20 protein-coding genes and 1 other annotated feature are annotated in these 25,225 nt (G+C 48.8%); of the genes, 13 read left to right on the top strand and 7 right to left on the bottom strand.

What is annotated here, in order from left to right:
- Positions 1-8 precede the first annotated feature (8 nt).
- A complete protein-coding gene (locus tag ABEA66_RS19900) occupies positions 9-1,391 on the top strand; it encodes a glycine--tRNA ligase (protein ID WP_079910371.1) in 1,383 nt (460 codons plus the stop codon).
- 127 nt (positions 1,392-1,518) lie between these two features.
- On the opposite strand, the gene ABEA66_RS19895 is transcribed toward ABEA66_RS19900, so the two are convergent.
- Positions 1,519-2,760: an acetoin utilization protein AcuC gene (locus tag ABEA66_RS19895; protein ID WP_345590152.1), complete on the bottom strand. Its 1,242-nt coding sequence runs from the start codon at positions 2,758-2,760 to the stop codon at positions 1,519-1,521.
- A gap of 59 nt (positions 2,761-2,819) precedes the next feature.
- On the bottom strand, positions 2,820-3,452 hold the full coding sequence (locus tag ABEA66_RS19890) for a GNAT family N-acetyltransferase (protein ID WP_345590150.1): 633 nt from the start codon (positions 3,450-3,452) through the stop codon (positions 2,820-2,822).
- Between the two features lie 218 nt (positions 3,453-3,670).
- Between ABEA66_RS19890 and acsA the strand changes: the two genes are divergently transcribed.
- Positions 3,671-5,395, top strand: coding sequence for an acetate--CoA ligase (gene acsA, locus ABEA66_RS19885; RefSeq protein WP_345590148.1), 1,725 nt, complete (start codon positions 3,671-3,673; stop codon positions 5,393-5,395).
- Positions 5,396-5,555: 160 nt separating this feature from the next.
- Here the strand turns inward: acsA and ABEA66_RS19880 are convergent, their stop codons facing one another.
- The gene (locus ABEA66_RS19880) at positions 5,556-8,696 is read right to left on the bottom strand and encodes a transglycosylase domain-containing protein (RefSeq protein ID WP_345590144.1); all 3,141 of its coding nucleotides are present in this window, start codon (positions 8,694-8,696) and stop codon (positions 5,556-5,558) included.
- Positions 8,697-9,240: 544 nt separating this feature from the next.
- Between ABEA66_RS19880 and tyrS the strand changes: the two genes are divergently transcribed.
- Positions 9,241-10,494 (top strand): tyrosine--tRNA ligase, encoded by a 1,254-nt coding sequence (gene tyrS / locus ABEA66_RS19875; RefSeq protein WP_079910367.1) that lies wholly within the window; start codon positions 9,241-9,243, stop codon positions 10,492-10,494.
- A 186-nt stretch (positions 10,495-10,680) separates the two neighbouring features.
- Here the strand turns inward: tyrS and rpsD are convergent, their stop codons facing one another.
- Entirely contained in the window at positions 10,681-11,280 is a 600-nt protein-coding gene (gene rpsD, locus ABEA66_RS19870) for a 30S ribosomal protein S4 (RefSeq protein ID WP_345590141.1), read from the bottom strand.
- A gap of 356 nt (positions 11,281-11,636) precedes the next feature.
- Here rpsD and ABEA66_RS19865 point away from each other — a divergent pair, with 356 nt between their 5' ends.
- From ABEA66_RS19865 to ABEA66_RS19850, 4 genes are all read left to right on the top strand, one after another.
- Complete coding sequence (locus tag ABEA66_RS19865) at positions 11,637-12,230, top strand: TVP38/TMEM64 family protein (RefSeq protein WP_079910365.1); 594 nt, start codon at positions 11,637-11,639, stop codon at positions 12,228-12,230.
- Positions 12,231-12,260: 30 nt separating this feature from the next.
- Entirely contained in the window at positions 12,261-13,376 is a 1,116-nt protein-coding gene (locus ABEA66_RS19860) for an aminopeptidase (protein WP_345590138.1), read from the top strand.
- An 89-nt stretch (positions 13,377-13,465) separates the two neighbouring features.
- Positions 13,466-13,714, top strand: coding sequence for an HPr family phosphocarrier protein (locus ABEA66_RS19855; protein WP_079910363.1), 249 nt, complete (start codon positions 13,466-13,468; stop codon positions 13,712-13,714).
- Between the two features lie 235 nt (positions 13,715-13,949).
- A complete protein-coding gene (locus ABEA66_RS19850) occupies positions 13,950-14,237 on the top strand; it encodes an Fpa/YlaN family protein (RefSeq protein ID WP_079910362.1) in 288 nt (95 codons plus the stop codon).
- Between the two features lie 54 nt (positions 14,238-14,291).
- Here the strand turns inward: ABEA66_RS19850 and cax are convergent, their stop codons facing one another.
- Positions 14,292-15,326, bottom strand: a complete 1,035-nt coding sequence (gene cax / locus ABEA66_RS19845) for a calcium/proton exchanger (RefSeq protein WP_377739589.1) — start codon at positions 15,324-15,326, stop codon at positions 14,292-14,294.
- A 117-nt stretch (positions 15,327-15,443) separates the two neighbouring features.
- Here cax and ABEA66_RS19840 point away from each other — a divergent pair, with 117 nt between their 5' ends.
- Positions 15,444-16,229 (top strand): SDR family oxidoreductase, encoded by a 786-nt coding sequence (locus ABEA66_RS19840; RefSeq protein WP_345590130.1) that lies wholly within the window; start codon positions 15,444-15,446, stop codon positions 16,227-16,229.
- Positions 16,230-16,316: 87 nt separating this feature from the next.
- Positions 16,317-16,703: an Asp23/Gls24 family envelope stress response protein gene (locus ABEA66_RS19835; RefSeq protein ID WP_079910359.1), complete on the top strand. Its 387-nt coding sequence runs from the start codon at positions 16,317-16,319 to the stop codon at positions 16,701-16,703.
- Between the two features lie 93 nt (positions 16,704-16,796).
- Here the strand turns inward: ABEA66_RS19835 and ftsW are convergent, their stop codons facing one another.
- Both ftsW and ABEA66_RS19825 read right to left on the bottom strand, forming a co-directional pair.
- On the bottom strand, positions 16,797-17,972 hold the full coding sequence (ftsW, locus tag ABEA66_RS19830; RefSeq protein WP_079910358.1) for a putative lipid II flippase FtsW: 1,176 nt from the start codon (positions 17,970-17,972) through the stop codon (positions 16,797-16,799).
- Positions 17,973-17,984: 12 nt separating this feature from the next.
- The gene (locus tag ABEA66_RS19825; protein ID WP_345590126.1) at positions 17,985-18,332 is read right to left on the bottom strand and encodes a YugN family protein; all 348 of its coding nucleotides are present in this window, start codon (positions 18,330-18,332) and stop codon (positions 17,985-17,987) included.
- Positions 18,333-18,535: 203 nt separating this feature from the next.
- Here ABEA66_RS19825 and ABEA66_RS19820 point away from each other — a divergent pair, with 203 nt between their 5' ends.
- The 4 genes from ABEA66_RS19820 to ileS all read left to right on the top strand — a co-directional run bounded on the left by ABEA66_RS19820 (position 18,536) and on the right by ileS (position 25,118).
- A complete protein-coding gene (locus tag ABEA66_RS19820) occupies positions 18,536-19,720 on the top strand; it encodes an amidohydrolase (RefSeq protein ID WP_345590124.1) in 1,185 nt (394 codons plus the stop codon).
- A gap of 136 nt (positions 19,721-19,856) precedes the next feature.
- Positions 19,857-20,264 carry a CBS domain-containing protein gene (locus ABEA66_RS19815; RefSeq protein WP_192705992.1) on the top strand — a complete coding sequence of 136 codons (408 nt, stop codon included), beginning with the start codon at positions 19,857-19,859 and terminating at the stop codon, positions 20,262-20,264.
- A 180-nt stretch (positions 20,265-20,444) separates the two neighbouring features.
- On the top strand, positions 20,445-21,611 hold the full coding sequence (locus ABEA66_RS19810; RefSeq protein WP_079910354.1) for a Gfo/Idh/MocA family protein: 1,167 nt from the start codon (positions 20,445-20,447) through the stop codon (positions 21,609-21,611).
- Positions 21,612-21,721: 110 nt separating this feature from the next.
- Positions 21,722-21,972, top strand: a binding site (T-box leader).
- Positions 21,973-22,022: 50 nt separating this feature from the next.
- The gene (ileS, locus tag ABEA66_RS19805; protein ID WP_345590118.1) at positions 22,023-25,118 is read left to right on the top strand and encodes an isoleucine--tRNA ligase; all 3,096 of its coding nucleotides are present in this window, start codon (positions 22,023-22,025) and stop codon (positions 25,116-25,118) included.
- Positions 25,119-25,225: the final 107 nt, after the last annotated feature.

Below are 25,225 nucleotides of genomic sequence, written 5' to 3'. Positions count from 1 at the left end.
GAACAATCATGACAGTAACGATGGATCAAATTGTAGCCTTAGCCAAACACCGCGGATTTATTTTTCCCGGATCTGAAATATACGGCGGATTGGCCAATACTTGGGATTACGGTCCGCTTGGTGTTGAACTGAAAAATAACATTAAACGCGCTTGGTGGAAAAAATTCATTCAACAATCCCCGTATAACGTAGGTCTCGACGCAGCGATTCTGATGAACCCTCAAGCATGGGTAGCATCCGGTCACGTCGGCAACTTTAACGATCCGATGATCGATTGTAAAAAATGTAAGTCCCGCCATCGTGCAGACAAAATTATTGAGAATGCACTTGCGGAAAAGGGTATGGAAGTGGTCGTTGACGGTATGACCTTCGATCAAATGATGGGGCTGATTCAAGAGCATCACATCGTTTGTCCGGATTGCGGAGCTTTCGATTACACGGACATCCGTCAATTCAACCTGATGTTCAAAACATTCCAAGGCGTAACCGAATCGAGCGCTAACGTGGTTTACATGCGCCCCGAAACTGCGCAGGGCATTTTCGTGAACTTCAAAAATGTGCAGCGTACCATGAGGAAAAAACTGCCATTCGGTATCGGCCAAATTGGTAAAAGCTTCCGTAATGAAATTACCCCGGGCAACTTTACGTTCCGTACCCGCGAATTTGAGCAAATGGAACTCGAGTTTTTCTGCAAACCGGGCGAAGATTTGCAATGGTTCGAATACTGGAGAAATTTCTGCTATCAATGGCTTTTAAGCTTGAATTTGAAAGATGAGAATATTCGTCTGCGCGACCACTCCGAAGACGAACTGTCCCATTACAGTAACGCTACAACGGACATCGAATTCAAGTTCCCGTTCGGCTGGGGCGAGCTGTGGGGTATCGCAGATCGTACCGATTACGATTTGAAGCAGCATATGGAGCATTCCGGTGAAGATTTCAATTATATCGATCAAGAAGCGAACGAACGCTATGTGCCTTATTGCATTGAGCCGTCTCTTGGCGCCGACCGTGTGACTTTGGCGTTCCTGATCGACGCTTATGAGGAGCAGCAGCTTGAAGGTGATGACAGCCGTACGGTGCTGCGTTTCCACCCGGCACTGGCGCCTATCAAAGCAGCGATCTTCCCGCTGTCCAAAAAACTGGCCGACGGCGCACACAAAATTTTTGCAGATTTGTCCCAGCACTTCATGGTGGATTATGATGATGCAGGCTCCATCGGGAAAAGATACCGCCGTCACGATGAGATCGGTACTCCTTTCTGTATCACATATGACTTTGAGTCGGAGCAGGACGGCCAGGTGACGGTTCGCCACCGGGATACCATGGAACAAACCCGTATGCCGATCAGTGAACTGAAGGCGTTCATCGAAGCCAATATTCAATTTTAATAGCAAAGCCCGCAGTAGAGGGAAAAGAGATCGATCATCTTTTCCTCCCTGCGGGCTTTTTTGCTGCTACAAAAGAATGGTAAGATTCGAGGCAATCGGATGCGAAATTCGAAAGGGCGATAACTAATCATGCTAAAAAAGTGATGGGTACGGATGCAAAGCTGCAATCACAGTGGCGTATGAAGCTAATGAATTCGCTTAAGTAAAGCATAGCAAGCTCTTTCGTCTGACGGTTCTTGGTTGTGATTTCCTGTCGCCGCGGCATGGGAGTCCAATCCGCCTCATCCAGCCAGGTGGTCGGCAGCTCGACGGGACTCATCGGTTGCCACTGCTTGAGCCAAGCTGAAGGCAGTTTTAAAGCCCGGTTCTGCTCCAGAAGGGGGATGAGCGGGTTGTTGCTCATTTCGAGCCACAGAAGGCTCCAGGCGCGCGGTACGACGCGCCAGAAGTCATAGCCTCCTCCTCCCAAAGCAACCCATCGCCCGCCGCTGTACTCGTGCGCGATGCGATGAATAAGCTTTGGCATCGCCAGGTAGATGTCCATGCTGCAATGGACATGGGACAAAGGATCATAAGCATGGGCGTCGCACCCATGCTGGGAGACGATCAGGTCCGGCTGAAATTGCTCTGCGACCTTGCTTAGCACCTCTTCGAGACATTCCAGCCAGGAGGCGTCCTCGGTGTACGGCTCGACAGGAATGTTAATACAGGTGCCGAAAGCGGTTCCTTCTCCGCGCTCATTAACGGCCCCTGTACCTGGAAATAAATATTTCCCTGTTTCATGAATGGAGAGCGTGCAGACATCAGGCTCGCTGTAGAAGCTCCATTGGACGCCGTCCCCATGGTGAACGTCCGTATCAATATAAAGAACTCTGGCTCCATAGCGGGTCTTGGCATGCTCAATCGCCACCGAGGCATCATTGTAGATGCAGAAGCCCGCCGCCCGGTTTCTTAATGCATGATGAAGCCCGCCGCCCAAATGCAATGCGTGCTCTGCATGTCCGCTCATCACCTCATCCACCGCTCGGACAGAACCGCCGACCAAGAGCGAAGTGACTTCGTGCATGTCCTTGAAGTAAGGAGTGTCCTCCAAATCAAAGCCAAATTTGTCGGCTTGCTTCTGCCACGCTTCATCGGGACAATCTGCGCTAAGCGCTTTCACGGCTTCTATGTAGTCCATACTATGAATGGACTGTAATTGCTCCTCGGAAGCCGGGGACGGAGCGCGTACGATCGACTCCGGTATGGCTTCCAGCTTTTGCAGCAGATCGATGGTCGGAAGAAGTCTTTCCTGATTGAAAGGATGTCCCTGCTGCAGCCGATAACCGGTTTCCTGTTCACTGTAAATAAATAACGATGACTTCGTCATTCTGTTGCGCCCCCATGACTCGTTCCTCTCGGAGAAATGTTGAAATGCAAGTGACCCGGTCAATACATAAACCTCTGTCTAAACCGAACGCGGTCAAATTGCTCGACAGAGGAGAGCGGGACATGCTTACCGATCCGTACCATAAGGCAGTTGGCGGGATGGGAGCAGATCTCCGGGTCGTCCGTAGCAAACCATACCATGTCAACGGACTTCATCAGCTTTTCCATCATATTTCTGTAATCCCATACGTTCAATCCGCTTTTTTCCAAATCCCAATGCCAGTAATATTCGGTTGTAAAAGTAATCATATTTTCCAATTGATCGCCTTCGAAGGCGAGAACAATCATTTGTTTGCCGAGGCCAAGTCCCCGGTAATCATCGGCAACCTCAATCGCGCCAAGCTCGATAAGATCCTCCATATTGCCTTCGGACCAACGCTCCATCTCGTCCGGATAATGGAAGGTGACATAACCGATAATCTCATCGTCAAGCCTGGAAATGATAATACGCCCTTCAGGCAATTCGGCAATTTCGATTAATGCTTCGAACTGTTCCTTAGGACGGCGAAAAGCGTCCAGGTCCGGATGCATCCGATACGATTTCAACCGTTCAGGAGGGACAGGGCCTTCCACTATAATCTGCGAATCACGATAGGGCACGTGACGGGAATGATATATTTTGTAATGCTCCATTGCCTGTAGTCTCCCTTCCTGCGGATCAAGCGGACTTCCTGGGTATGCTTATGTACCCACACTTGCTTGTTACTATATCAAAAAAAAGGAACTAAGAAAAGAAATAGTGGAAACAGTAAGGTTGTGATATAATATCATTTGTAAAAAAACTACATTCGAAATTCAGATGTAAGCGTTTCAATGAAAAATGGAAATTGTTGATATCGGGAGGTAGTGGCATGGATCACACAAATATTGAAAGCATTGAACCCGTTTCCAAAACGTCCAACATGAAAAATTACGAGGAAGAGCGGGCCCAGTTCAGCTGGGAGACTGTTGAGAAGCAGTTCTCATGGTCTACTACCGGCAAAGTGAACATGGCCTATGAAGCTATCGATCGCCATGCGGATTCCGACAAAAGCGATAAAATTGCCTTGTATTATAGTGACGACAAACGGGATGAAAAATACACGTTCCTGGACATGAAGCTGCAGTCGAACCGGTTCGGCAATGTGCTCCGCAAGCTGGGAATCGCCAAAGGCGACCGCGTTTTTATCTTTATGCCAAGAACGCCGGAGCTTTATTTTTCGTTAATCGGCTCCCTTAAAATCGGTGCTATTGTAGGTCCATTATTCGAAGCTTTCATGGAAACGGCTGTCAGAGACCGTTTGCAGGACAGCGGTGCAGCTGCCATTATTACTACGCCTTCATTAGTATCAAGAATACCCGTAAGTGAACTTCCTGAATTGAAGCATGTGATTATCGTCGGTGAGAACCTCGAGCTGACCGACGGTCAAGTCGATTATCATAAAGAAATGGCGCAAGCATCCGATCAGTTGGATATTGAATGGGTGGACCGCGAGGACGGCTTGCTGATTCATTATACCTCCGGTTCTACCGGGAAACCAAAAGGCGTGCTTCACGTTCATAATGCCATGCTGCAGCATTATTATACCGGCCGCGTCGTCCTTGATTTGCAGGACCAGGACGTGTACTGGTGTACTGCGGATCCGGGCTGGGTTACCGGTACGTCCTACGGCATTTTCGCTCCTTGGTTGAATGGGGCGACGAACGTCATTCGCGGCGGCCGTTTCAGCCCGCAGGATTGGTACCGCACATTGGAGAAATACGGAGTAACCGTTTGGTACAGCGCTCCAACCGCATTCCGTATGCTGATGGGTGCAGGAGACGACGTATCCAAGCAATTTGATTTGTCTGCGCTGCGCCATGTGCTGAGCGTCGGCGAGCCGCTTAACCCTGAAGTCGTACGTTGGGGCTTGAAGGTATATAACCAACGCATCCATGATACCTGGTGGATGACCGAAACAGGCGGCCAGCTGATTTGTAACTACCCTTGCATGGCTATCCGTCCCGGCTCTATGGGTAAACCGCTTCCGGGAATTGAAGCCGCGATCGTCGATGACGCGGGCAATGTTTTACTTCCTTACCGCATGGGGAACCTGGCCATCAAAACGCCTTGGCCGTCCATGATGAGACAAATATGGAATAACCCTGCGAAGTATGAGGAATATTTCCGCATAAAAGGCTGGTATATCTCCGGGGACTCGGCATACTGCGATGAAGACGGATATTTCTGGTTCCAAGGCCGCATCGATGATGTAATTAATACGGCTGGTGAACGTGTAGGTCCGTTCGAAGTAGAAAGCAAGCTCGTTGAGCATCCTGCCGTTGCAGAGGCTGGTGTTATCGGGAAGCCGGATCCGATGCGCGGAGAGATTATCAAGGCATTCATCGCGTTGCGTGAAGGGTTCGAGCCTTCAGAGGAATTAAAGGCGGATATATCCAAATTCGTCAAAGTAGGCTTGTCAGCGCATGCTGCGCCTCGCGAGATCGAATTTAAAGATAAGCTGCCTAAAACCCGCAGCGGTAAAATCATGCGCCGCGTCTTGAAGGCGTGGGAACTGAACCTTCCGACTGGCGACTTGTCCACAATCGAGGACTAATGCCCTAGGCTGTAATATAGGTTTAAAAAAAATGGAGCTCACCTAAGGTGGCTCCATTTTTATTTGAGTGCTTTTTAGTAGGCCTCGGCGCTCCACCACAAAGTAGCCGGATCAGCCCCGAGGCCAAGGCCCACCCACTTTGCGTGGGATCTCAGCCAACTCACTTTTTGAAATGTACCGGGGCTGTGGGCTTGGATTCACCGAGCTCGTTAACCGCCGACACTTTGTAGTAGCCTTCATAGCCTGAAGCGTAATAGCGGAATTCGGTACCATTGCTTACATTGCCCAGTTTCGTATAGCTTCCGTTTTCCTTTTCGCTGAAATACACGATATATTGCTGTACCTTATCTTTTGCTGCATTGGCCTTCCAATTGACAACGATGCCGGCTCCGCTGGCTTTGACCGATACTCCGGTCGGAGCTGCCGGCTTCTCCTTGGCAGGACCTGGACTTGGCGTCGGAGTAGGGGAGGCATTGTTGTCGCCTGCTCCAGTTCCCTGAGGGGTTTCGCCGGCTCCCGGTATCAAGCCGCCACCGTTATCGGGCGTCATGAGAAGGAGATCCTTGCTCGAGCCATCGGTATAAGCTCCCTTGCTCGGAAGGGATTCATTACCCGCTACATCTACCGCTGTTACATAGTAACCAATAACACCATTGGTGTGGGTCTGTTCTGTAAACTTCGTTTCCTCGCCAGCCATGACGATTTTATTGCTTACACGCTGGAACGTACCGTGGTTAACGGATTTGTACAACCGGTAGCCGACCACGTCGGCACTGGCGCTTGCCTGGAAGGTAATGACACTCGTGTCTCCCGAATGGGTGGCCACTACCATAGTCGGCGCTTCCGGGGCTTTCCCGTCGTCGGTACGAGGGTCTGTCTCGGATGGGGCATCCTCGTTGTAATCAATCGGCCGATACATGTCTAGGGATTGCTGTCTGCCTGCCGGAAGCCTCGGAATAATGGATTGTAGTTCCTTCATCAGAGCGCCCAACGATTTTTCTCTCTTGATGACGGTTTTTTCTTGCACGAATTCTTGAGGTGTCGAGGATTGGGCAATGTAGTTGATGCCGTTATAAGAAATAATCGGCAGCTTCACCATCACATTATCCTCTTCCGTAGGAATATCCTTTTTATTAAAAATATCGGTCACGAGCTTGCCCGCTTTGGTGGTCGCTTCACTTGGAAGCTTACCCGATAAGCTGGATACCGTCATTTCGACGATATTATCCGGACGTACAAACGATTTTGTTGGGAAATATTCCGGCTTTTTATCGATGGCGGCATCCATGGCTTTCGCCCAAATGTCTTTGGCGCGGTTCGTTCCGCCTGTCTTTTTGCTCAATTTGAAGGCAGGAGAGTCATAGCCTATCCATACACCTAATGTAATATCGGGCGTATAACCCATGAACCAGGCATCCGCATCATCCTGAGTGGAGCCCGTTTTCCCTACGATCGGCACCTTGCCGTAATGCTTGAATTTGCTCATCAAATCGGTGGCTGTACCGGAAGTGATAACAGTCCTCATCATGTCGGACATCAAGTAGGCTGTTTGCTCCGAGAACAGAGAAGTCGGTTGAAGCTCGTGCTCATAGACCGTTTTTCCGTTGGAATCCGTGATTTTACGGATCATGAACGCGTCGTTATGTACGCCTTTATTGCCAATAGTGGAGTATGCGTTGGTGAGCTCCTTTACGGAAACACCGTATCTCAAACCGCCTATAACCCCCGTCTGAGCTACATAATCCTCTTTGGTAATGGTGGTGATCCCCATTTTTTTGGCGAAATCCCATGCTTCCTTAATGCCGACCACGTCCAGGAACAGCTTGATAGCTGGAATGTTATAAGATTGATCCAGAGCTCTTCGGGCTGTAATTAGGCCGTGATACCGGTCATCCCAGTTCTCCGGAATATGATAGCCGACCTTGGTACCGTCTTTTAATATGATCGGTACATCGTCAATGATTGAAGCAGGTTGAATTGCGCCTTTCTCGATGGCAGGGACATAGGCTGCGATGGGCTTCATCGTAGAGCCGGGCTGCCGGAAGGCCTGCGTGGCATGGTTAAGCTGCTCCTTGAAGAAGTCCCTTCCTTCAATCATGCCGAGTATGGCGCCGGTTTTGCTATCCATCATCACCGCACCGACCTGTTCAATCCCCTTGGTCGGATCATCCGGAGTGAAGTTTTTAGGGTTATCGGCGATGGCATGCATAGCATCGTAAATGTCTTTATCGATCGTCGTATAGATTTGATAACCGCCGCGGTTCATTTGGGCCTGAACGTTTTTGAGGGCCTCGTTGTAGGCGTCGGTATTCGGCTGCTCAGCCAGCTTGGGATCCTGAACCTTCAGCAGCGCCTTGGCAGCCTCCTTCTCAATCTCCAGCATGAGATAAGGGTAGGTCGAGTACGCTTTCTTGGAAGGCTCTGCCAGCGATTTGCGCAGGTCAAAATTAAGGGCCTCCTGGTATTGGTCGGAATTGATCTTTCCTTCCTCCAGCATTCTCCGCAGGACAAGCTGCTGTCGGGCAACGGCTCTTTTGAAGGCGGCTCCGTCAAATTGTCCCTTGCTAGTAAACGTAGAATAATTGCTCGGTTGCTGGGGCAATCCCGCCAAATAGGCAGCCTGCGCGATATTAAGCTCCTTCAGGTCATCGATATTAAAGATTCCTTTGGCGGCTGCTTTGATCCCGTACAGATTATAGCCTGAAGAGCCATTGCCGTACGGAATTTTGTTCATATAGGCCAGCAGGATCTCGTCCTTGGACATGAGGCGTTCCATCCGCAGGGATAAGAAGATTTCCTTGGCTTTACGGCTGTCCTCACGATCAAGAGATAAGAATACCCGTCTGGCCAGCTGCTGGGTAATCGTGCTTCCTCCAGTCTGAATATCCTCTCTTAAAAGCTTTTGAATGACGGCTCTTCCGAGGCCTTTGAAGTCAATTCCATGGTGCTCGTAAAAATGGTTATCTTCAATAGCAAATACCGCATCCAGCATGATCTGCGGAATATCCTTGAGCTCAACCATTCTGCGGTCTTCCTCCGAGCGCAGCTGGCCGATAACCGTATCATCATTAAAATAGACGAAGCCAGTTAGGGCATTCTCCTGCACCTGCGCCATCATGCTCTCCTTGCTTCGTACAGGATCCTCCTTTACCAGGGCGGACACGTAACCAAAGGCGGCGCCTCCTCCCAGAAATCCGGCGATGATAAAGACGATGAACATCCATTTTAACGTAATAAGCGTATATTTACCGATGCTCCATAGTACGTCTTTTGTCTTGCTTTCTTTTTTCTCCATCTCCATATTGATAGAAATCCTCCCGAAATTGGAAAACATACGTAGTTCATTATATCATAAAGAAGGAAAGTGTGGATAATAGCATCCCTGACGTTTGCTTGAACATTAGGTTTGACAAATGAAATCGAATTGTGATATAACTTGGTTTAATTGCATATGACAAATGCTATGATGGACATGACGACGGGGAAGGGTTTTCCTTAACCGCGCAGCAGTAGAGGAAGGAACCAAGCTTTCAGAGAGCCGATGGCTGGTGAGAATCGGCAGTTGCCCTTCATTCGAAATACCGTCCGGAGCAGGGGAAGAGAACACGGCATAAGGTGGCCTATCGCCGGCGAGCCTGTATGCTAACGTAAGTAGCTTCCTATCGGGTCTGACCCGTTATCGTTGCAAAGTGAAAGCAGAGACAAGAGCTGTTTCGGTTTCGGATACAGCATTCGTGTTCTCGGCTTTAATTAGGGTGGTACCGCGAGCAGCAGCCTTCTCGTCCCTTTGTGGATGCGAAGGCTTTTTTGTATTTATTTCATAAAGAGAGGGAGTCAGAACTACGATGGATATTTTAAAGGAATTGCAGTACAGAGGATTGATCCAGCAGCTCACCGATGAAGAAGGCTTGGCCAAGAAATTGAGCGAAGAGCCCGTTGTCCTCTATGCAGGCTTTGACCCGACCGCGGACAGCCTTCATATCGGTCATTTGCTACCGATCCTATGCTTGAAACGGTTCCAGATGGCAGGTCATCTTCCGATTGCCTTAGTAGGCGGCGGTACAGGTTTAATCGGCGACCCGAGCGGCAGATCGACAGAACGCTCCTTAAACACGCAGGACATTGTAGAAGAGTGGGTAGGAAAGCTGCGGAATCAGCTGTCCCGATTTCTGGATTTTGATTCGACCGTAAATCCTGCACGGATGGCCAATAACTACGACTGGCTGGGGAACTTGAACGTTATCACGTTCTTGAGAGATATCGGGAAGAACTTCTCCGTTAACTATATGCTCGCTAAGGACAGTGTAGATTCTCGTCTGAGCAACGGGATTTCGTTTACGGAGTTCAGCTACATGATTTTGCAGGCTTACGATTTCTACCGGATGAACACGGACATCAACTGCTCCTTGCAGGTAGGCGGAAGCGATCAATGGGGGAATATTACGGCGGGGCTCGAGCTAATCGGCAAAACGACAGGCAATAAAGCTTTCGGTTTGACAATGCCGCTTGTAACGAAGAGCGACGGCTCTAAATTCGGTAAAACGGCCGGCGGAGCAGTGTGGCTTGATCCTGAGAAAACATCCCCGTACCAGTTCTACCAGTTCTGGATCAATACTCACGACAATGACGTTGTGAAATTCCTGAAATACTTCACCTTCCTGTCGCATGAGGAAATCGAGCGTCTGGAGGAGCAAGTAAAGACCAGTCCGGAGAAGCGGGAAGCTCAACGCGTGCTTGCCAAAGAGGTTACCGAGCTGGTGCATGGGGAAGAGGCGGCTCTAAGCGCCATCAAAATCTCCGAGGTGTTGTTCAGCGGTAACGTCAGCATCCTGACAGGCCGTGAAATTGAAGACGCGTTCCAGGACGTTCCATCCTCTGAAATCAGCGGAGAGACAGCTCTTATTGATCTGCTGATCTCGGTCAAGGCTGCTCCTTCGAAGCGTCAGGCAAGACAGGATATCGAGAGCGGTGCGGTATCGGTTAACGGAACGAAAGTGACGGATCTGGACAAAGTGCTTCAGCCAAGTGACGGGCTGGAAGGGAAATATATCGTTATTCGCCGCGGCAAGAAAAACTACTACCTGGCGAAGTTTGTGTAAAAATATATGGGGGCTCTTCTATCTATCGGCTGCATGGACCGGGGAATGAGGGCCCCTTATTTTTGTGAGTACAAGTTAGCTCTTGGCATCGAAGGTGATTCAGGTGCGATGCGGGGGAGTCTCCAAATGTAAAAATGCAATAAAAAACTGCCCTCCATAAATGAAGGACAGTTTGCAAGCCATAGATTAACGGCTGTAGAACTCGACGATTTGTTTTTCGTCAATTTCTTGAGGCAATTCGGAACGCTCAGGAAGACGAGTGTATTTACCTTCTACTGCAGCGTCGTTGAATTCCAAGTAAGCTGGCAAGTAGTTGCGGTTAGCCAAAGCTTCTTTAACGGAAGACAGACTGCGGCTTCTTTCACGAAGACCGATTACATCGCCAGTGCTTACAGTGTAAGAAGCGATGTCGACTTTTTTACCGTTAACGGTAATGTGACCGTGAGAAACCAATTGACGAGCGCCTGCACGGGAGTTAGCAAAGCCAAGACGGTAAACCAGGTTGTCCAGACGGCTTTCCAGCAGGATCATGAAGTTCTCACCGGCGATACCTTGGATTTTGTTAGCTTTGTCGAACAAGTTGCGGAATTGCTTCTCGTTCACGCCGTACATATGACGCAGTTTTTGCTTCTCTTGCAATTGAACGCCGTAGCCGCTCATTTTTCTGCGTTGTCCTGGACCGTGTTGTCCTGGAGGGAATGGGCGTTTCAATTCTTTACCAGTGCCGCTCAGGGAAATACCCAGACGACGGCTAAGTTTAAATTTAGGACCTGTGTAACGTGACATGTATTGTGAGCTCCTTTAATAATTAGAATGGTGGTTGTTGTATCCTCGGGTGAAACATATGCTCAATTTTGTTTAAAGCCTGTGGATATAAATCCGGCACCTGACAAGAATCTCAGCCGCTGTCCTGTCAGCAACAAAATCGGTGAGGGTGACACATGCTTCCACCATAAGTATGATTTCTATTAACAAGTAAACATACTTATCTCGACTTCTAATTCTATAAGAAATTGCCTATCGATGTCAAGTAGTCCGCCTTGATATCTTGCGCATGAACATAGACTTTTTTCGCTTTGCTTATGTTAGGAAATGAATTTGAAAAGTGGTACAATGTTATAATGTAGAAGGGGGAATGTTCTTTGGCCGAATGGAATGTCCGGCATTTGTCCGACATTTTGCAATCCTGGGGACTGTTGGGACATCTGGCAGGGGCGATATTGGCTTATGTGCAGACGGTGGTGCCGTTTGTGCCTTTTGTTGTGGTTGCAGGGGCTAACGTGCTGCTGTTCGGAATGTGGGCGGGCTTTGCCGTCAATTATACGATGTCGGTATTGGGAGCCATCACCGCATTTTGGGTTGCGCGCAATTTTGCAAGAGATTGGGTAGAAAAAAAGCTGGAACACTATGAGTATATCGGGAAATTCAATCAAAAGCTCGAACAGAACGGATTTCTTTACATAGCGATTTCGCGAATCATTCCTATCCTGCCATCGTTTGCGATTAATTTGGCGGCAGCGGTTATGAAGGTAAGGACCAGGGATTTCATATTGGGAACCATGGTCGGCAAACTGCCTATGATTTTTTTGGAATCGTTAATAGGCCATGATTTGCTGCATTTTAGTCACAATAAGGGCAGACTTACCCTGTTGGTGCTTATTTTTGTCGTCCTGCTCATTATCGGCAATATTTATAAGAAAAAATGGTTTGATAGCGAAAAAAACAAATCCACGTAGAATGACCAATTAGAGAAGGAGGCCAAAACAATGCGTGATCCCAGATTACAGCAGTTGGCAAAAAATATCGTAACGTACTCGCTGGATGTACAGCCCGGTGAGAAAGTATTGATCGAAATGATAGGCTCCGAAAGGGAGATCGTGAAGTGCCTGATTGAAGAAGTGTATGCCCGCGGAGGACAGCCATATGTCGAGCTGGTCGAGCCATCCGTGAGAAGCTCCTTATTGCAATCGGCCACCAAAGAACAAGTCGAGTACTGGGCTGCTATGGACTTGAAGCGAATGCAGGATATGAACTGCTATGTCGGTATCCGGGGCGGCTCCAACGTAAGTGAGCTGTCGGACGTTCCCGAAGCGCAAATGAAGCTGTACGAGATGTACTACAGCAAGCCAGTTCATATGGAGCAGCGCGTCAAAAAGACACGCTGGGTCGTCCTGCGCTATCCTAACGCTTCTATGGCCCAGTTGGCTACCATGAGCACGGCTAAATTCGAGGATTTCTACTTTAATGTATGCAATCTCGATTACGCCAAAATGTCGGTAGCGATGGATCCGCTGCAGGAGCTTATGAATCGTACGGACCGTGTCCGAATCGTATCGCCGGGAACGGACATTCAATTTTCCATCAAAGGCATCGGTTCGGTCAAATGCTGCGGCAAACGCAACATTCCGGACGGAGAGGTGTATACGGCCCCTGTCCGTGATTCCGTTAACGGAGTGATCCATTACAACACGCCTTCGGTGAAGTCAGGCATTACGTTTGAGAACATTACCTTCCGTTTCGAGAACGGGAAGATCGTCGAAGCGACATGCAATGATACGGAAAGATTGAATAAAATTTTGGACTCGGACGAAGGCGCACGTTACATCGGCGAGTTCAGCCTTGGGTTCAACCCTTATATTTCAACTCCTATGAAGGATACGTTATTCGATGAGAAAATTGACGGCAGCCTTCATTTCACTCCGGGCCAAGCCTATGAAAAAGCGGATAACGGCAACCGTTCCTCGGTACATTGGGACCTAGTCCTAATTCAACGGCCGGAGTATGGCGGCGGGGAAATTTATTTTGACGACGTGCTGATCCGCAAGGACGGCCGGTTCGTCATTCCTGAACTCGAAGGCCTAAATCCGGAGCATTTGAAATAGTAGTTGCGTGTTAATCTTTTCCCATGTATCATACAAAGTAAGCGATTTAATCGTTTACCAATGTTATTGATCGCATGGAGGGATTCAATATGTCAAGTGCCAACAACGCTGCTATTGTAGAAATTTCACAAACTGCTAACAAATTTAGATCTTCCATTGTTTTACAGTATGATAATAAGTATATCGATGTAAAAAGCATCCTGGGCTTGTTCACTACTTTGCTGACAAGCAGCCACTATGATCTCCATGTTCATGGACCTGATGCGGAGGAAGCTAAAAAAGCTATGGCTGAAGTATTTGCGAAGCACAATCTGCAAATCAACAGCATCCAGGATTAATCGTACATAACGGTATTTCCATCGATGGGTGGGAATGCCGTTTTCTCATTCTAGAGGCTGCCGCCAGCTGCGGCACGGATCCATATCTCCAATGGGCTTGGACCATTGATGTTCATAGCGGTATGAACAGGAAAAAAGAGACAAGTATAAAAGTAGATGCTCCGCTCTCTTGTGTATTGATGCGATTTCGACTAATATTAAGCTATGAACTCGTACGTACAGGGGGGGAAGCTTGATGTCATCATCCGAATTGTTACTTGGCTTGTCACAGAAAGCCCTTTATCTTCTTCAAGAGGATGCAGATAAAATTGAGAAGCTCATCGAAGTACAGATGGAGAACTTAACGACACGTAAATGTCCTCTGTATGAAGAGGTATTAGATACACAAATGTATGGTTTATCGAGAGAAATTGACTTTGCTATCCGGGCGGAGCTGATTACAGAGACCGTGGGCAAACAAATCCTGGTAAAGCTCGAACGTAATCTTGCTCAGCTCTATGAAGCTTTAAACAAAAAAGAGTAGCCTTCGTCATTGAAGGTTACTCTTTTTTGTTGTTGGAATAGAAGCGCGCGGCAGTTATACCAGGTAGAAAGCAATCCCCAGGATGCAGTAAACGACCAGCAGCAGAACGCCTTCATACCAGTTGGTTGTTCCATCCTGGGAGATAGATTTGGCTATAATGACGGCTACGCCTATAGCTACAAGCTCGAAGGTACTGAATACGATGTTCATCGTTTTTCCAAACAGCATAGACACAAGGACAAGCACGGGAGCTACGAACAAGGAAATTTGCAGACTGCTGCCAACGGCGATCTCGACAGCGGCTCCAATTTTATTCTTACGGGCCATCATAACGGCAGCGCTATGCTCTGCTGCATTCCCGATAATAGCAATCAGGAAGGCTCCGACGAACAGCTCGGATAAACCGAATTTATGCGTTATGCTCTCGAGGGTTCCGACCAGCCATTCGCTTTCGAATGCGACCATGACGGTAGCAAGGATCAGGAACAGAATGGAAAGGCCTTTGGACCAGGCCGGTTCGCCGTGTTCAACGACTTCGTCAGACAGCTCGTTCTTATGAGTCACCATAGAGAAAAACAGCCACAGCAGGTAAGCTACGATCAGGATGGTCGCGACAAGAATGCTCATGTTGGCCGTTTCAAAGGTCGTCAGGCTTTTGGCGAAAGCGGCCGGAACGAACAAGGCGATTACGGCTAAAGTCATTAACGAACCGTTGTGGCTGGCGAGCTTCACATTAAAATGCTGCTCCTTGTATTTCAAACCGCCTACGAACAAGCTAATTCCAAGAACAAGCAGCAGGTTGCCGATAATGGAGCCGGTGATGCTTGCCTTTACGATATCGAACAATCCGTCCTTAACCAAAAAAATGGCAATGATCAGCTCCGCCGCATTGCCGAAGGTGGCATTTAAAAAACCGCCCAGTCGTTCTCCTGCATAGTGTGCGACGCTCTCGGTGGCTTTTCCCAAAAAGCCGGCAACGAACAAAATGGCAATGCAAGATATGATGAACTGAACGGTAGGAGATGCCCAACCGGAATAATGGGCAATGGCGCTAATGACGAAGCTTCCTATAAGCCCTATTTTAAACATATGGCGTTTCAAAACATTCACCTCATATGGTAAAGTAACCTTATTGAATAAAACCTATTCTAATATACCCATAATTTAGGATAAAGTAAACATGAATCCGAAGGAGAGACAGGGAATATGGATTTAAAGCTGAAGGGGAAAACCGCCGTAGTCACCGCATCCAGTAAAGGGTTGGGACGGGCTGTTGCAGAGCAGCTTGCCGCCGAAGGGGCGAATCTGCTGCTTTGCAGCCGAAGCGGGGAGGCAATTGCAGCGGCGGCTGAGGAAATCCGCAATCAGTACGGAGTAAAGGTAGAATCACTGGCAGTAGATGTCAGTCGCAAGGAGGACATCCAAGAGCTGATTGAACGGGCTTCGGCCCAGTTTGCCACCGTGGACGCGTTGGTGTGCAATGCGGGAGGCCCTCCAAGCGGGAGCTTTTTATCCTTCGATGATGTAGCGTGGGAACAGGCATTTCTAGGCAACATGATGAGTGTCGTCCGGTTGATTCGAGGCTTTCACCCGTTTCTTGCAAAGCAGGGGGGCCGAATCGTCACTATTGCTTCCACATCGGTGAAAATGCCGATACCAGGGCTCGTATTATCGAACACGTTTCGGACAGGAGTCGTCGGGTTGATGAAAACCTTGTCGATTGAATTTGCGAAAGATGGCATTTTATTGAACACGGTTTGCCCGGGCCGTATCATGACAGATCGAATTATGGAGCTCGATTCCTTGAAGGCGGAGCGTGACAATCGAACCATAGAGGAGGTCCGGGAGACCCTTAGTCAGGACATCCCGCTAGGCCGGTACGGCGAACCACATGAGCTGGCGACGATTGCAGCGTATCTCTTGTCCCCTCTGAACAGCTATATGACAGGGTCCGTATTCTACGTTGACGGTGGAGCCGTTAAGTCGTTATAAACGTTGGTCAGACGTCAGCTTGGACAAGTTGATTTCCCCGTTGGAAGTCATTACAATGGAACTATAACCCATTAAGGAGTGATCCGTATGTCCGAAGAAATTCAAGCAGGTCTCATTCGCATTTCAGATGATGTCGTTTCGACTATCGCAGGCTTGGCTGCGTTGGAGACTCCTGGGATCGCCGCAATGTCGGGAGGTATTTCCGAGGGACTAGCCAAAAGGCTTAGCGGCAAAAATGTGCAAAAAGGTGTTTCTGTCGAAGTAGGTCAGGTGGAAGCAGCTATCGATTTGCGAGTCATTGTCAATTACGGAAGCAAGATCCAAGAAGTTTGTCATAATTTGCAGTTGAACGTTCGCGAAGCTGTCGAGAATATGACAGGATTAACCGTCGTTGAAGTGAATGTGAAAGTGGAAGGCGTTGCGTTCCGCGAAGAAGAGGCCGTAGTCGCGGAAGATCTACATAGAGTGAAGTAATGATTTCCGCACCTCCTAACCTGCGCAAAGAGCACATCTCTACTGCGCCCGGGCACCAGGAAGCAGAAGAGGGACATAAAAAAGAGAGCCGATTCAGGCTCTCTTTTTCTTTGCAGGTTCTTTATCAGGCTTGTTATATTCCCTGGATAAGCTTAGTAAGATGCCGACACTGGTTAACATAACAAGCATGGAAGAGCCGCCGTAGCTGATCAATGGCAGTGGAACTCCGGTCAGCGGAATACTTCCAGTAACTCCTCCCAGATTGATCAACGCTTGAATCGCGATCATTCCGACAATGCCGACACCGGCTAAAGTACCGAAGGGGTCCTTGCAGCGGACGGCAACGGTCAATCCGCGCCATAAGAAGGCTAAATAAATGAAGATGAATAAGGTGGCACCAACAAAGCCAAGCTCTTCACCTATGATGGAAAAAATAAAATCTGTGTGCGCTTCCGGCAAATAATTCAGCTTTTGAATCCCTTGTCCGAAGCCTGCTCCGGAGAAGCCTCCATGTCCAAGCGCATAAAAGGATTGAATAAGCTGATAGCCGGAAACCAGCGGATCGGCCCACGGATTCAAGAAGGACGTAAAACGGTCGATTTTGTAGCTGTCGCCCTTGGATTGAATCATATGAATGGCAACAGCTACGGACATGACCCCTGCGCCTGAAATACCTAGGAAGAATAAGTGCTTTATGTTGGCTCCCCCTACGATGATAACGATGGCAGCACACATAACCAGGATCATGGTAGAGCCAAAATCAGGCTGCAGCATAATTAGCGCGGATATAAATCCGACAATGACAAGTGCCGGTAACAGACCTTTTTGGAAATCATTGAATTTGTCCTCTTTTTTGCTTATTAAATTGGACAAATATAAAATAACGGCAAGTTTGGCGAATTCGGCCGGCTGAATACCGAAGCTTCCGATCCTGAACCAGCTTCTGGCACCATTAATCTCGGTTCCGATGACAGGAACAAGAAGCAGCATGATGACTACGACGATGAACATGGGACGAACCCATGTTTTAAGCTTGTTGAAATCGATGTTCATACAAAAAAACATGGCTACGGTACCCAAAGCAACGAAGATCGCCTGACGAATAACCAGATACGAAGGATCGTTGACCGTTATCTTCGCACCGTCAATTTGTACAGAACGCGTATACGCCATGCTTGCGCTGAATACCATAGCCAAACCGAAGCAAACGAGCAAAAACGTTAAAAACAACAGCAAAAAATCCGGTGTTCCTCTTCGCGGGGAAGTCATGATGACCTCCGCTTATTCAGACAATTCGGTTTTGAGCTGCGACAGCTTTTGTTGAGCGATTTTCATTACGGAATCAGGAATCGGAGATTGATAATCCAATCCATGAGGGAAGGTTGCCACTCCGATGTAAACGTCTTCTATGTAAAGAATGGCGTACGGAGACTCCAGCTTGCCAGATTCAACACGGGTATTTATGCGCAAAAAGTAATCTTTGTTCGACGCATTGTCGGTAATTTTCAAATCGTAAGTGGCGCGGTAATATTCCCATTGCCAACGGACAAAGCCCAGTTTGGCTGTGCTTTCATCTAAATGGGCAAGATCGCTTTTAAGCCCTTTTAAGCCGCTATTTTCAATAATCACTTGTAAAAGCCCTCCTAGAAAGTCAAGTCCAAAAATTCTCATTTCTTTTTATCATGATAGTATGTTTCCCAAAGTTGTGCAAGCCTATTGCTAAATGTCCAAACGAAGACGCAAGAAAAATTTGAAATTCTTGTGACACATGGATGAAAGAAAGTACGGCATTTGGTAAAATAAGAAGAAGTCTAAAACCGGAGGTAATAGCCATGGAATCGCTAATGAACAAAGTGGATCTGTTATATCCGGAAATGGTGGGCTGGCGCAGATACTTGCATCAGCATCCGGAATTATCGTTTCAGGAACAAGAAACCGCGTCTTTTGTAGCCGCGCATTTGCGGGAATGGGGCCTGGAAGTGACTACAGGGGTTGGCGGGAATGGAGTGGTCGGACGTTTAACAGGCCGCGGCGGTGACGGACCTACCATCGCGCTTCGCGCCGATATGGATGCCCTGCCGATCCAGGATGAGAAGAATTGCGAATTCTCCTCCAAAGTACAAGGTGTCATGCATGCATGCGGGCACGATGCCCACACGGCAACATTGCTCGGAGTAGCGAAGCTCTTGTCGGAGAATCGAGAGCAGCTCAAGGGCACGATTGTCTTCCTGTTCCAGCATGCGGAGGAATTAACCCCCGGAGGGGCTTACAGTATGATAGAAGATGGGGCGCTCGAGGGCGTTGACTTCGTTTACGGGATTCATCTATGGACTCCGTTCCCGGTGGGAACAGCCTACTGCAGGCCCGGTCCTATGATGGCGGCAGCGGATGAATTTGAAATTGTCGTGAAGGGAAAAGGCGGGCACGGAGGACTTCCTCATGAAACCGTGGATAGCATAGCGATAGCTTCACACCTGGTGGTCAATTTACAAACGATTGTCAGCCGTACCGTCGATCCGACTCAGCCCTGTGTCGTCAGTGTAGGCTCGTTTCATGGAGGGACGAGTTTCAATGTAATCGCAGAGAAAGCTTCATTGAACGGCACGGTCCGAACCTTCGATCCGAAGCTGAGAATGGAGGTTAAGGAAAGACTGGAGTCCATCGTAGAACAGACCTGTAGCATGTATGGAGCAGAAGTTTCCATCGATTATAAATTGGGATACCCTCCGGTTATAAACGATCCAGGAGAAGCAGACAGATTTTATAGAGCGGCCGCCAAGTCGGGGACCGCAGAAACATCGCCGCTTATCATGGCAGGGGAGGATTTTGCCTATTACCTTCATCATCGCAAAGGCTGCTTCATGTTCGTAGGAGCCGGCAATCCGGAGCTCGGCATTGTGTATCCGCATCATCACCCGAAATTCGATATCGACGAATCGGCAATGGCTGCGGCGGCCAAGTTGTTTATCGGTATGATTGACGACTGCCAGAAGGAATGGAATTCCGATAAGTGCTAAACGCCAGGGCGCATGCTGCGCAAGGTTTAGGGAAAATCTATGGTTGCACAGAAGGGCAAGCACCCGTGCGGTGATTTGTTTTTCTAGACAACTTCCTTGGGAGGGATTTTCCTTGAGTAGAGCATTGAAGGACATCATGACGACAGATTGCTCGACCGTCACCTTGCTGGATAATATTTATGAGGTTGCCGTAAAAATGAAGAACGAGGATACCGGCTTCATTCCCGTTGTGGAAGGCAAGAAGCTGATTGGCGTTATAACGGACCGTGACCTCGTTATTCGCGGCTTTGCTGAGAAGCGGGAAGGTTCTACTTCCGTTAAAGAAGTCATGAGCAGCAATCAGATTACTGCCGCCTCCCCGGAAACGACGGTGGATGAAGCCGCCAAAATGATGGCGAAGCAGCAAATTCGCCGTCTTCCGGTATGCGAGAACGGCGAGCTGGTAGGTATCGTTTCGATCGGTGACCTCGCCGTAAGGGATAAATTTGAAGATGAAGCCGGAGAAGCATTGAGTAAAATTTCCTCGGACGGAGTTAAGGCCTAAATCGCAGATCATCCCATTTATAAAGGATAAAAATCGTTCTTCTATTACAGAGGAACGATTTTTGCTGTTTATACCGAAATTGTTATTGTAATGTTAACGTGTGCATTATATAATAAGGTTGGTAGAACGATTGCTAATCATCTTATGAAAATAAGAAAAAATGGAAGGTGACAAACACGAATGGATAAAGTGCGTATCGGTTTGATCGGTGTGGGCAACATGGGTAAGGGCCACACAGAATATTTGGTGAACAACCAAGTCAAGGGTGCAGAGCTGACAGCCATTGTGGATACCGACGCTTCACGCCTGGAATGGGTAAGAAATAATCACGGCAGTAAAAATATTCAACTGTTCGATAATCTGGATGCATTCTTCGCATCGAAGGCATTTGACGCAGTGATTGTCGCAACGCCTCACTACGATCATCCGACTTCTGCAATTAAAGCGTTTTCTCACGGATACCATGTGCTGGTAGAAAAGCCTGCTGGCGTTTATACAAAGCAAGTGCGTGAAATGAACGAAGCTGCAGCCAAATCGGGTAAAGCCTTCGGTATTATGTATAATCAGCGTACGAATCCTCTCTACCAAAAGCTGAGAGATTTGATTACATCCGGTGAGCTTGGCGAGGTTCGCCGCACGAACTGGATCATTACGAACTGGTACCGCTCACAAAGCTACTATGATTCCGGCGGCTGGCGCGCAACATGGGCGGGCGAAGGCGGCGGTGTCCTGATCAACCAAGACCCGCATCAGCTTGACCTGTGGCAGTGGACTATCGATATGATGCCTAAGCGTGTCAGAGCATTCTGCGGATTCGGCAAATATCGCAATATTGAAGTGGAAGATGACGTAACCGCCTATGTGGAGTACGAGAACGGTGCTACCGGCTTGTTCGTTACTACGACAGGGGAAGCTCCGGGGACGAACCGTTTTGAAGTTACAGGCGACCGCGGCAAAATCGTTATCGAGGACGAGAAGCTAACCTTCTGGCGCTTGCGAACGCCTGAGCCGCAATTTAACAAGGAATACACCGGCGGTTTCGGCTCCCCCGAGTGCTGGAAGTGCGAAGTACCTATTAAAGGAGTGCCGGGCCCGGGCCATAAAGGCATTACGCAAAACTTCGTCAACCACATTCTGAACGGAACGCCGCTCCTGGCTCCAGGGGAAGAAGGAATCAAAGGCTTGACGCTTTCCAATGCGATGCATTTGTCCTCCTGGATCGATAACTGGGTGGATCTTCCGATCAATGAAGATTTGTACTACGAGAAGCTTCAGGAGCGCATCAACAACTCCACCTACAAAAAAGAAACCAAACAGCTTGAGATGGACGTTAAAGGAACTCATTAATCTTCCATTAATACCAAAAGGTGCTCTCCATGGGGCGCCTTTTTCTTTTGCAACAGCAACATGACTTGACAGATTATAAAAATTGGTATATAAACGGAAGTAAGTAAATGATAAATTCGATGACGAGAAAGAGTAAACTATGATGTTGATCCCCAGAGAGCCGGTGATTGCTGAAAGCCGGTGTTCATGTCCTAGTTGAAAATCATCTCGGAGAAGTGAAGCTGAAAGGTCAATCGAGTAAGCTTAACCGGGGGTCCGCCGTTACAAGGAACGCGTATGATGGTACGTTGATGAGTGCTGCGCCGCTTTATGCTGTGGTGCGGAACAAGGGTGGTAACGCGAGCGATGACTCGTCCCTTCTGGGGGACGGGTCTTTTTTGTTTTTACAACTAAACTGGGAAGGTGACTTCGATGAGGAATGTAGACCCTAAGGAAAAAGCGAGAAGCAGGGAGCTTCGCGTTCTTGAGCATTGGCAGCGGCAAGGCACGTTCAGGAAATCAATCGAAAACAGGGAAGGCAAGCCGAATTTCGTGTTCTATGAAGGGCCGCCGACCGCAAATGGCGCACCTCATATCGGGCATGTATTGGGCCGGGTCATCAAGGATTTTATTTGCCGGTACAAAACGATGACAGGTCACCAAGTCATCCGCAAAGCAGGCTGGGATACGCACGGTTTGCCAGTTGAGCTCGGAGTGGAAAAGCAGCTGGGCATTTCGGGCAAGCAGGAAATCGAGCGATATGGCGTAGCCGAATTCGTCGCTAAATGTAAAGCAAGCGTATTTGAATACGAAAAGCAATGGCGGGAACTGACGGAGGCCATCGGATATTGGACGGATATGGAGCACCCGTATGTTACCCTGGATAACAACTATATCGAGAGTGTCTGGTACTTGCTGTCGGAAATCCACAAGAAGGGGCTTCTGTACAAAGGCCATCGCGTCAGTCCATATTGTCCGTGCTGTCAAACGACGTTAAGCTCTCATGAAGTGGCCCAAGGCTATGAGGATGTCAAAGATTTGTCAGCGACGGTGAAGTTTAAACTAACAGGCCGGGAAGAAACGGTGCTGGCATGGACGACAACGCCGTGGACGCTGCCTGCGAACGTAGCTCTAGCGGTGAACAAGCAAATTAATTACGCCAAAGTGCTTCAGAACGGCGAATGCTTTATCGTTGCCGAAAATCTGGTTGAGAAAGTGATGAAAAGCGATTATGAAATCGCAGGCACCATGAAGGGCGAGGAGCTGGTGGGACTGCACTACTCTCCGCCTCTGCCTTACGTTAAAGCTCAGAACGCCTATGTAATCATTGACGGTGATTTTGTTACGGATGCAAGCGGTACAGGAATTGTTCATATCGCTCCTGCGCATGGTGAGGATGATTACAAGGCTGCAATGAAAAACGGAATCAGCATGCTAAGCGTAGTCAATACGGCCGGGCGCTATATTGATGAAGTGACGGATTTGGCAGGCCGGTTCGTCAAGGATTGCGACGTCGATATTGTAAAGCTGCTGGCCGAGCGGGGGCTTTTGTACTCCAAGGAGAAATACGAGCACAGCTATCCGTTCTGCTGGCGCTGCAAATCGCCGCTGCTCTATTATGCTACCGAGAGCTGGTTTATTCGTACGACAGCTGTCAAAGAGCAGCTCCTCGCCAATAACCGGGAGGTAGCGTGGTACCCCGAGCATTTGCGGGATGGCCGATTCGGGAACTTCCTTGAAGAGCTTGTCGACTGGAATATAAGCCGGAACCGGTATTGGGGGACGCCGCTGAATGTCTGGGTATGCCCGGATTGCCAAGGCGAATACGTGCCGTCGAGCGTAGCTGATTTAAAGGATAAGGCTGTTACGGAGGTGGCTGCCGATTTGGAGCTGCACAAGCCATTTGTAGATGAAATCAAGCTGAAATGCCCTCATTGCTGCAAGGGGTCAATGGATCGCACGCCTGAGGTCATCGACGTATGGTTCGACAGCGGCTCTATGCCTTTTGCGCAGTATCATTCTCCTTTTGAAAATAAGGAAATGTTTGAACGGCAATATCCTGCGGACATGATCTGCGAAGGGATTGATCAGACAAGGGGCTGGTTCTTTAGCCTATTGGCAGTCTCTACGCTCTTTAACGGAAAAGCGCCGTATAAAGCGGTTCTATCAACAGGACATATTCTGGACGAGAACGGCCAGAAAATGTCCAAAAGTAAAGGGAACGTCATCGATCCATGGGAGATCATCAATGAATTCGGGACGGATGCGTTCCGTTGGGCCTTGCTGTCGGATAGTGCGCCTTGGAACAGCAAACGGTTTTCGAAGCAGATCGTGGCAGAAGCTAAATCCAAGGTTATCGATACCATCGTGAATGCGCACGCCTTCTACACCCTCTATGCTTCGATTGACGGTTACAAGCCCGGAGAGCATGGCAGCGTTCAGAGCAGTCATATTTTGGACCGTTGGATCATATCCCGATTGAACCGATTGGCTGCTGCTGTAGGCAAAGGGCTGGAAGTCAACGACTTCCTGAACCCCGCCAAGGCGATAGAAGGCTTCGTCGATGAGATGAGCAACTGGTACATCCGCCGCTCCAGAGACCGGTTCTGGGGGAACGGTCTTACGGAAGATAAGCTGGCCGCTTACCAGACGCTTCGAACAGTGCTGGTGACGTTGGCGAGGCTCATGGCTCCGTATACTCCTTTCTTGTCCGATGAATTGTATTTGAACCTGGGTGGAGAAATGGATAGCGTACATCTCACTGATTACCCTCAAGCTGAAGCCGGACTAATGGATTTGCGGCTGGAGCAGGAAATGGAGACGGTTCGGAACATAGTGGAGCTTGCGCGCAGCGTCCGAAACGAAAGTGGTGTGAAAACGCGGCAGCCGTTGTCCGAGCTCATCGTCGCTCTTGACCAAACCGTCGATTTGTCCGGATACGAGTCCATCATTAAAGAGGAAATTAATGTAAAAGCCATTCGATTAGAGCACAGCGCAGAAGGCTTCGTCGATGTCTCTTTGAAGCTGAATTTAAAGACGGCAGGGCCCAAGTACGGCAAACACGTTGCCGAGTTGCAGCAGGCTTTGCGTACCCGATCTGCCAAGGAGGCTGCGGATATTGTCCGGGCAGGACACTATCTGCACCATACAAGCAGCGGAGAAGTGCTCGACATTCCTATAGAAGAGCTCCTGGTTGAAAAGGTCGCGAAAGCCGGATTTGCCTCTGCTTCCGGTTACGGTTTGACAGCAGCATTAAATACAGAGCTGACCCCCGAGCTTGAGCAGGAAGGGCTCGTGCGCGAATTAGTGCGGGCAGTGCAGGACTATAGGAAGCAGCTCAATCTTGCCGTTGACCAGCGGATCCATCTGGAATTGGATGCGGACTCTGAAACCCAGGAAGCCGTGGAGCGATTCGAACATGTTTTGAAGGAAAATGTACTTCTGAATCATTATAGCTTCAACCGGCGGGAAGAAATGGAATATGTAAGCTTGGGAGAAGGGCGCAAGGCAGGCTTGTTTATACAATAATACAAAAGAGCGGAAGCGCATTTGGCACTTCCGCTCTTTTGTATGTACGCCCAGCATGGGCGTCATCTCTACGGTGAAAGTCCGGAATGGGGGCTGGCAAGCGCCTA

Source organism: Paenibacillus vulneris (assembly GCF_039543185.1).
Taxonomy (GTDB): Bacteria; Bacillota; Bacilli; order Paenibacillales; family NBRC-103111; genus Paenibacillus_S; species Paenibacillus_S vulneris.
Note: the sequence above shows the minus strand (reverse complement) of the source record. Positions and strands in the feature narration are given on the sequence as shown.

Bases quoted from the DNA above. Each gene is read 5' to 3' on its own strand.
- cax (WP_377739589.1), bottom strand. From the start codon at position 15,326: ATGTTTAAAATAGGGCTTATAGGAAGCTTCGTCATTAGCGCCATTGCC.
- ABEA66_RS19895 (WP_345590152.1), bottom strand. From the start codon at position 2,760: ATGACGAAGTCATCGTTATTTATTTACAGTGAACAGGAAACCGGTTAT.
- ABEA66_RS19900 (WP_079910371.1), top strand. From the start codon at position 9: ATGACAGTAACGATGGATCAAATTGTAGCCTTAGCCAAACACCGCGGA.
- ABEA66_RS19810 (WP_079910354.1), top strand. From the start codon at position 20,445: ATGGATAAAGTGCGTATCGGTTTGATCGGTGTGGGCAACATGGGTAAG.
- ABEA66_RS19860 (WP_345590138.1), top strand. From the start codon at position 12,261: ATGCGTGATCCCAGATTACAGCAGTTGGCAAAAAATATCGTAACGTAC.
- ABEA66_RS19820 (WP_345590124.1), top strand. From the start codon at position 18,536: ATGGAATCGCTAATGAACAAAGTGGATCTGTTATATCCGGAAATGGTG.
- rpsD (WP_345590141.1), bottom strand. From the start codon at position 11,280: ATGTCACGTTACACAGGTCCTAAATTTAAACTTAGCCGTCGTCTGGGT.
- ileS (WP_345590118.1), top strand. From the start codon at position 22,023: ATGAGGAATGTAGACCCTAAGGAAAAAGCGAGAAGCAGGGAGCTTCGC.
- ABEA66_RS19815 (WP_192705992.1), top strand. From the start codon at position 19,857: ATGACGACAGATTGCTCGACCGTCACCTTGCTGGATAATATTTATGAG.
- tyrS (WP_079910367.1), top strand. From the start codon at position 9,241: ATGGATATTTTAAAGGAATTGCAGTACAGAGGATTGATCCAGCAGCTC.
- ABEA66_RS19855 (WP_079910363.1), top strand. From the start codon at position 13,466: ATGTCAAGTGCCAACAACGCTGCTATTGTAGAAATTTCACAAACTGCT.
- ABEA66_RS19880 (WP_345590144.1), bottom strand. From the start codon at position 8,696: ATGGAGATGGAGAAAAAAGAAAGCAAGACAAAAGACGTACTATGGAGC.
- ABEA66_RS19850 (WP_079910362.1), top strand. From the start codon at position 13,950: ATGTCATCATCCGAATTGTTACTTGGCTTGTCACAGAAAGCCCTTTAT.
- ABEA66_RS19890 (WP_345590150.1), bottom strand. From the start codon at position 3,452: ATGGAGCATTACAAAATATATCATTCCCGTCACGTGCCCTATCGTGAT.
- ftsW (WP_079910358.1), bottom strand. From the start codon at position 17,972: ATGACTTCCCCGCGAAGAGGAACACCGGATTTTTTGCTGTTGTTTTTA.
- ABEA66_RS19840 (WP_345590130.1), top strand. From the start codon at position 15,444: ATGGATTTAAAGCTGAAGGGGAAAACCGCCGTAGTCACCGCATCCAGT.
- acsA (WP_345590148.1), top strand. From the start codon at position 3,671: ATGGATCACACAAATATTGAAAGCATTGAACCCGTTTCCAAAACGTCC.
- ABEA66_RS19835 (WP_079910359.1), top strand. From the start codon at position 16,317: ATGTCCGAAGAAATTCAAGCAGGTCTCATTCGCATTTCAGATGATGTC.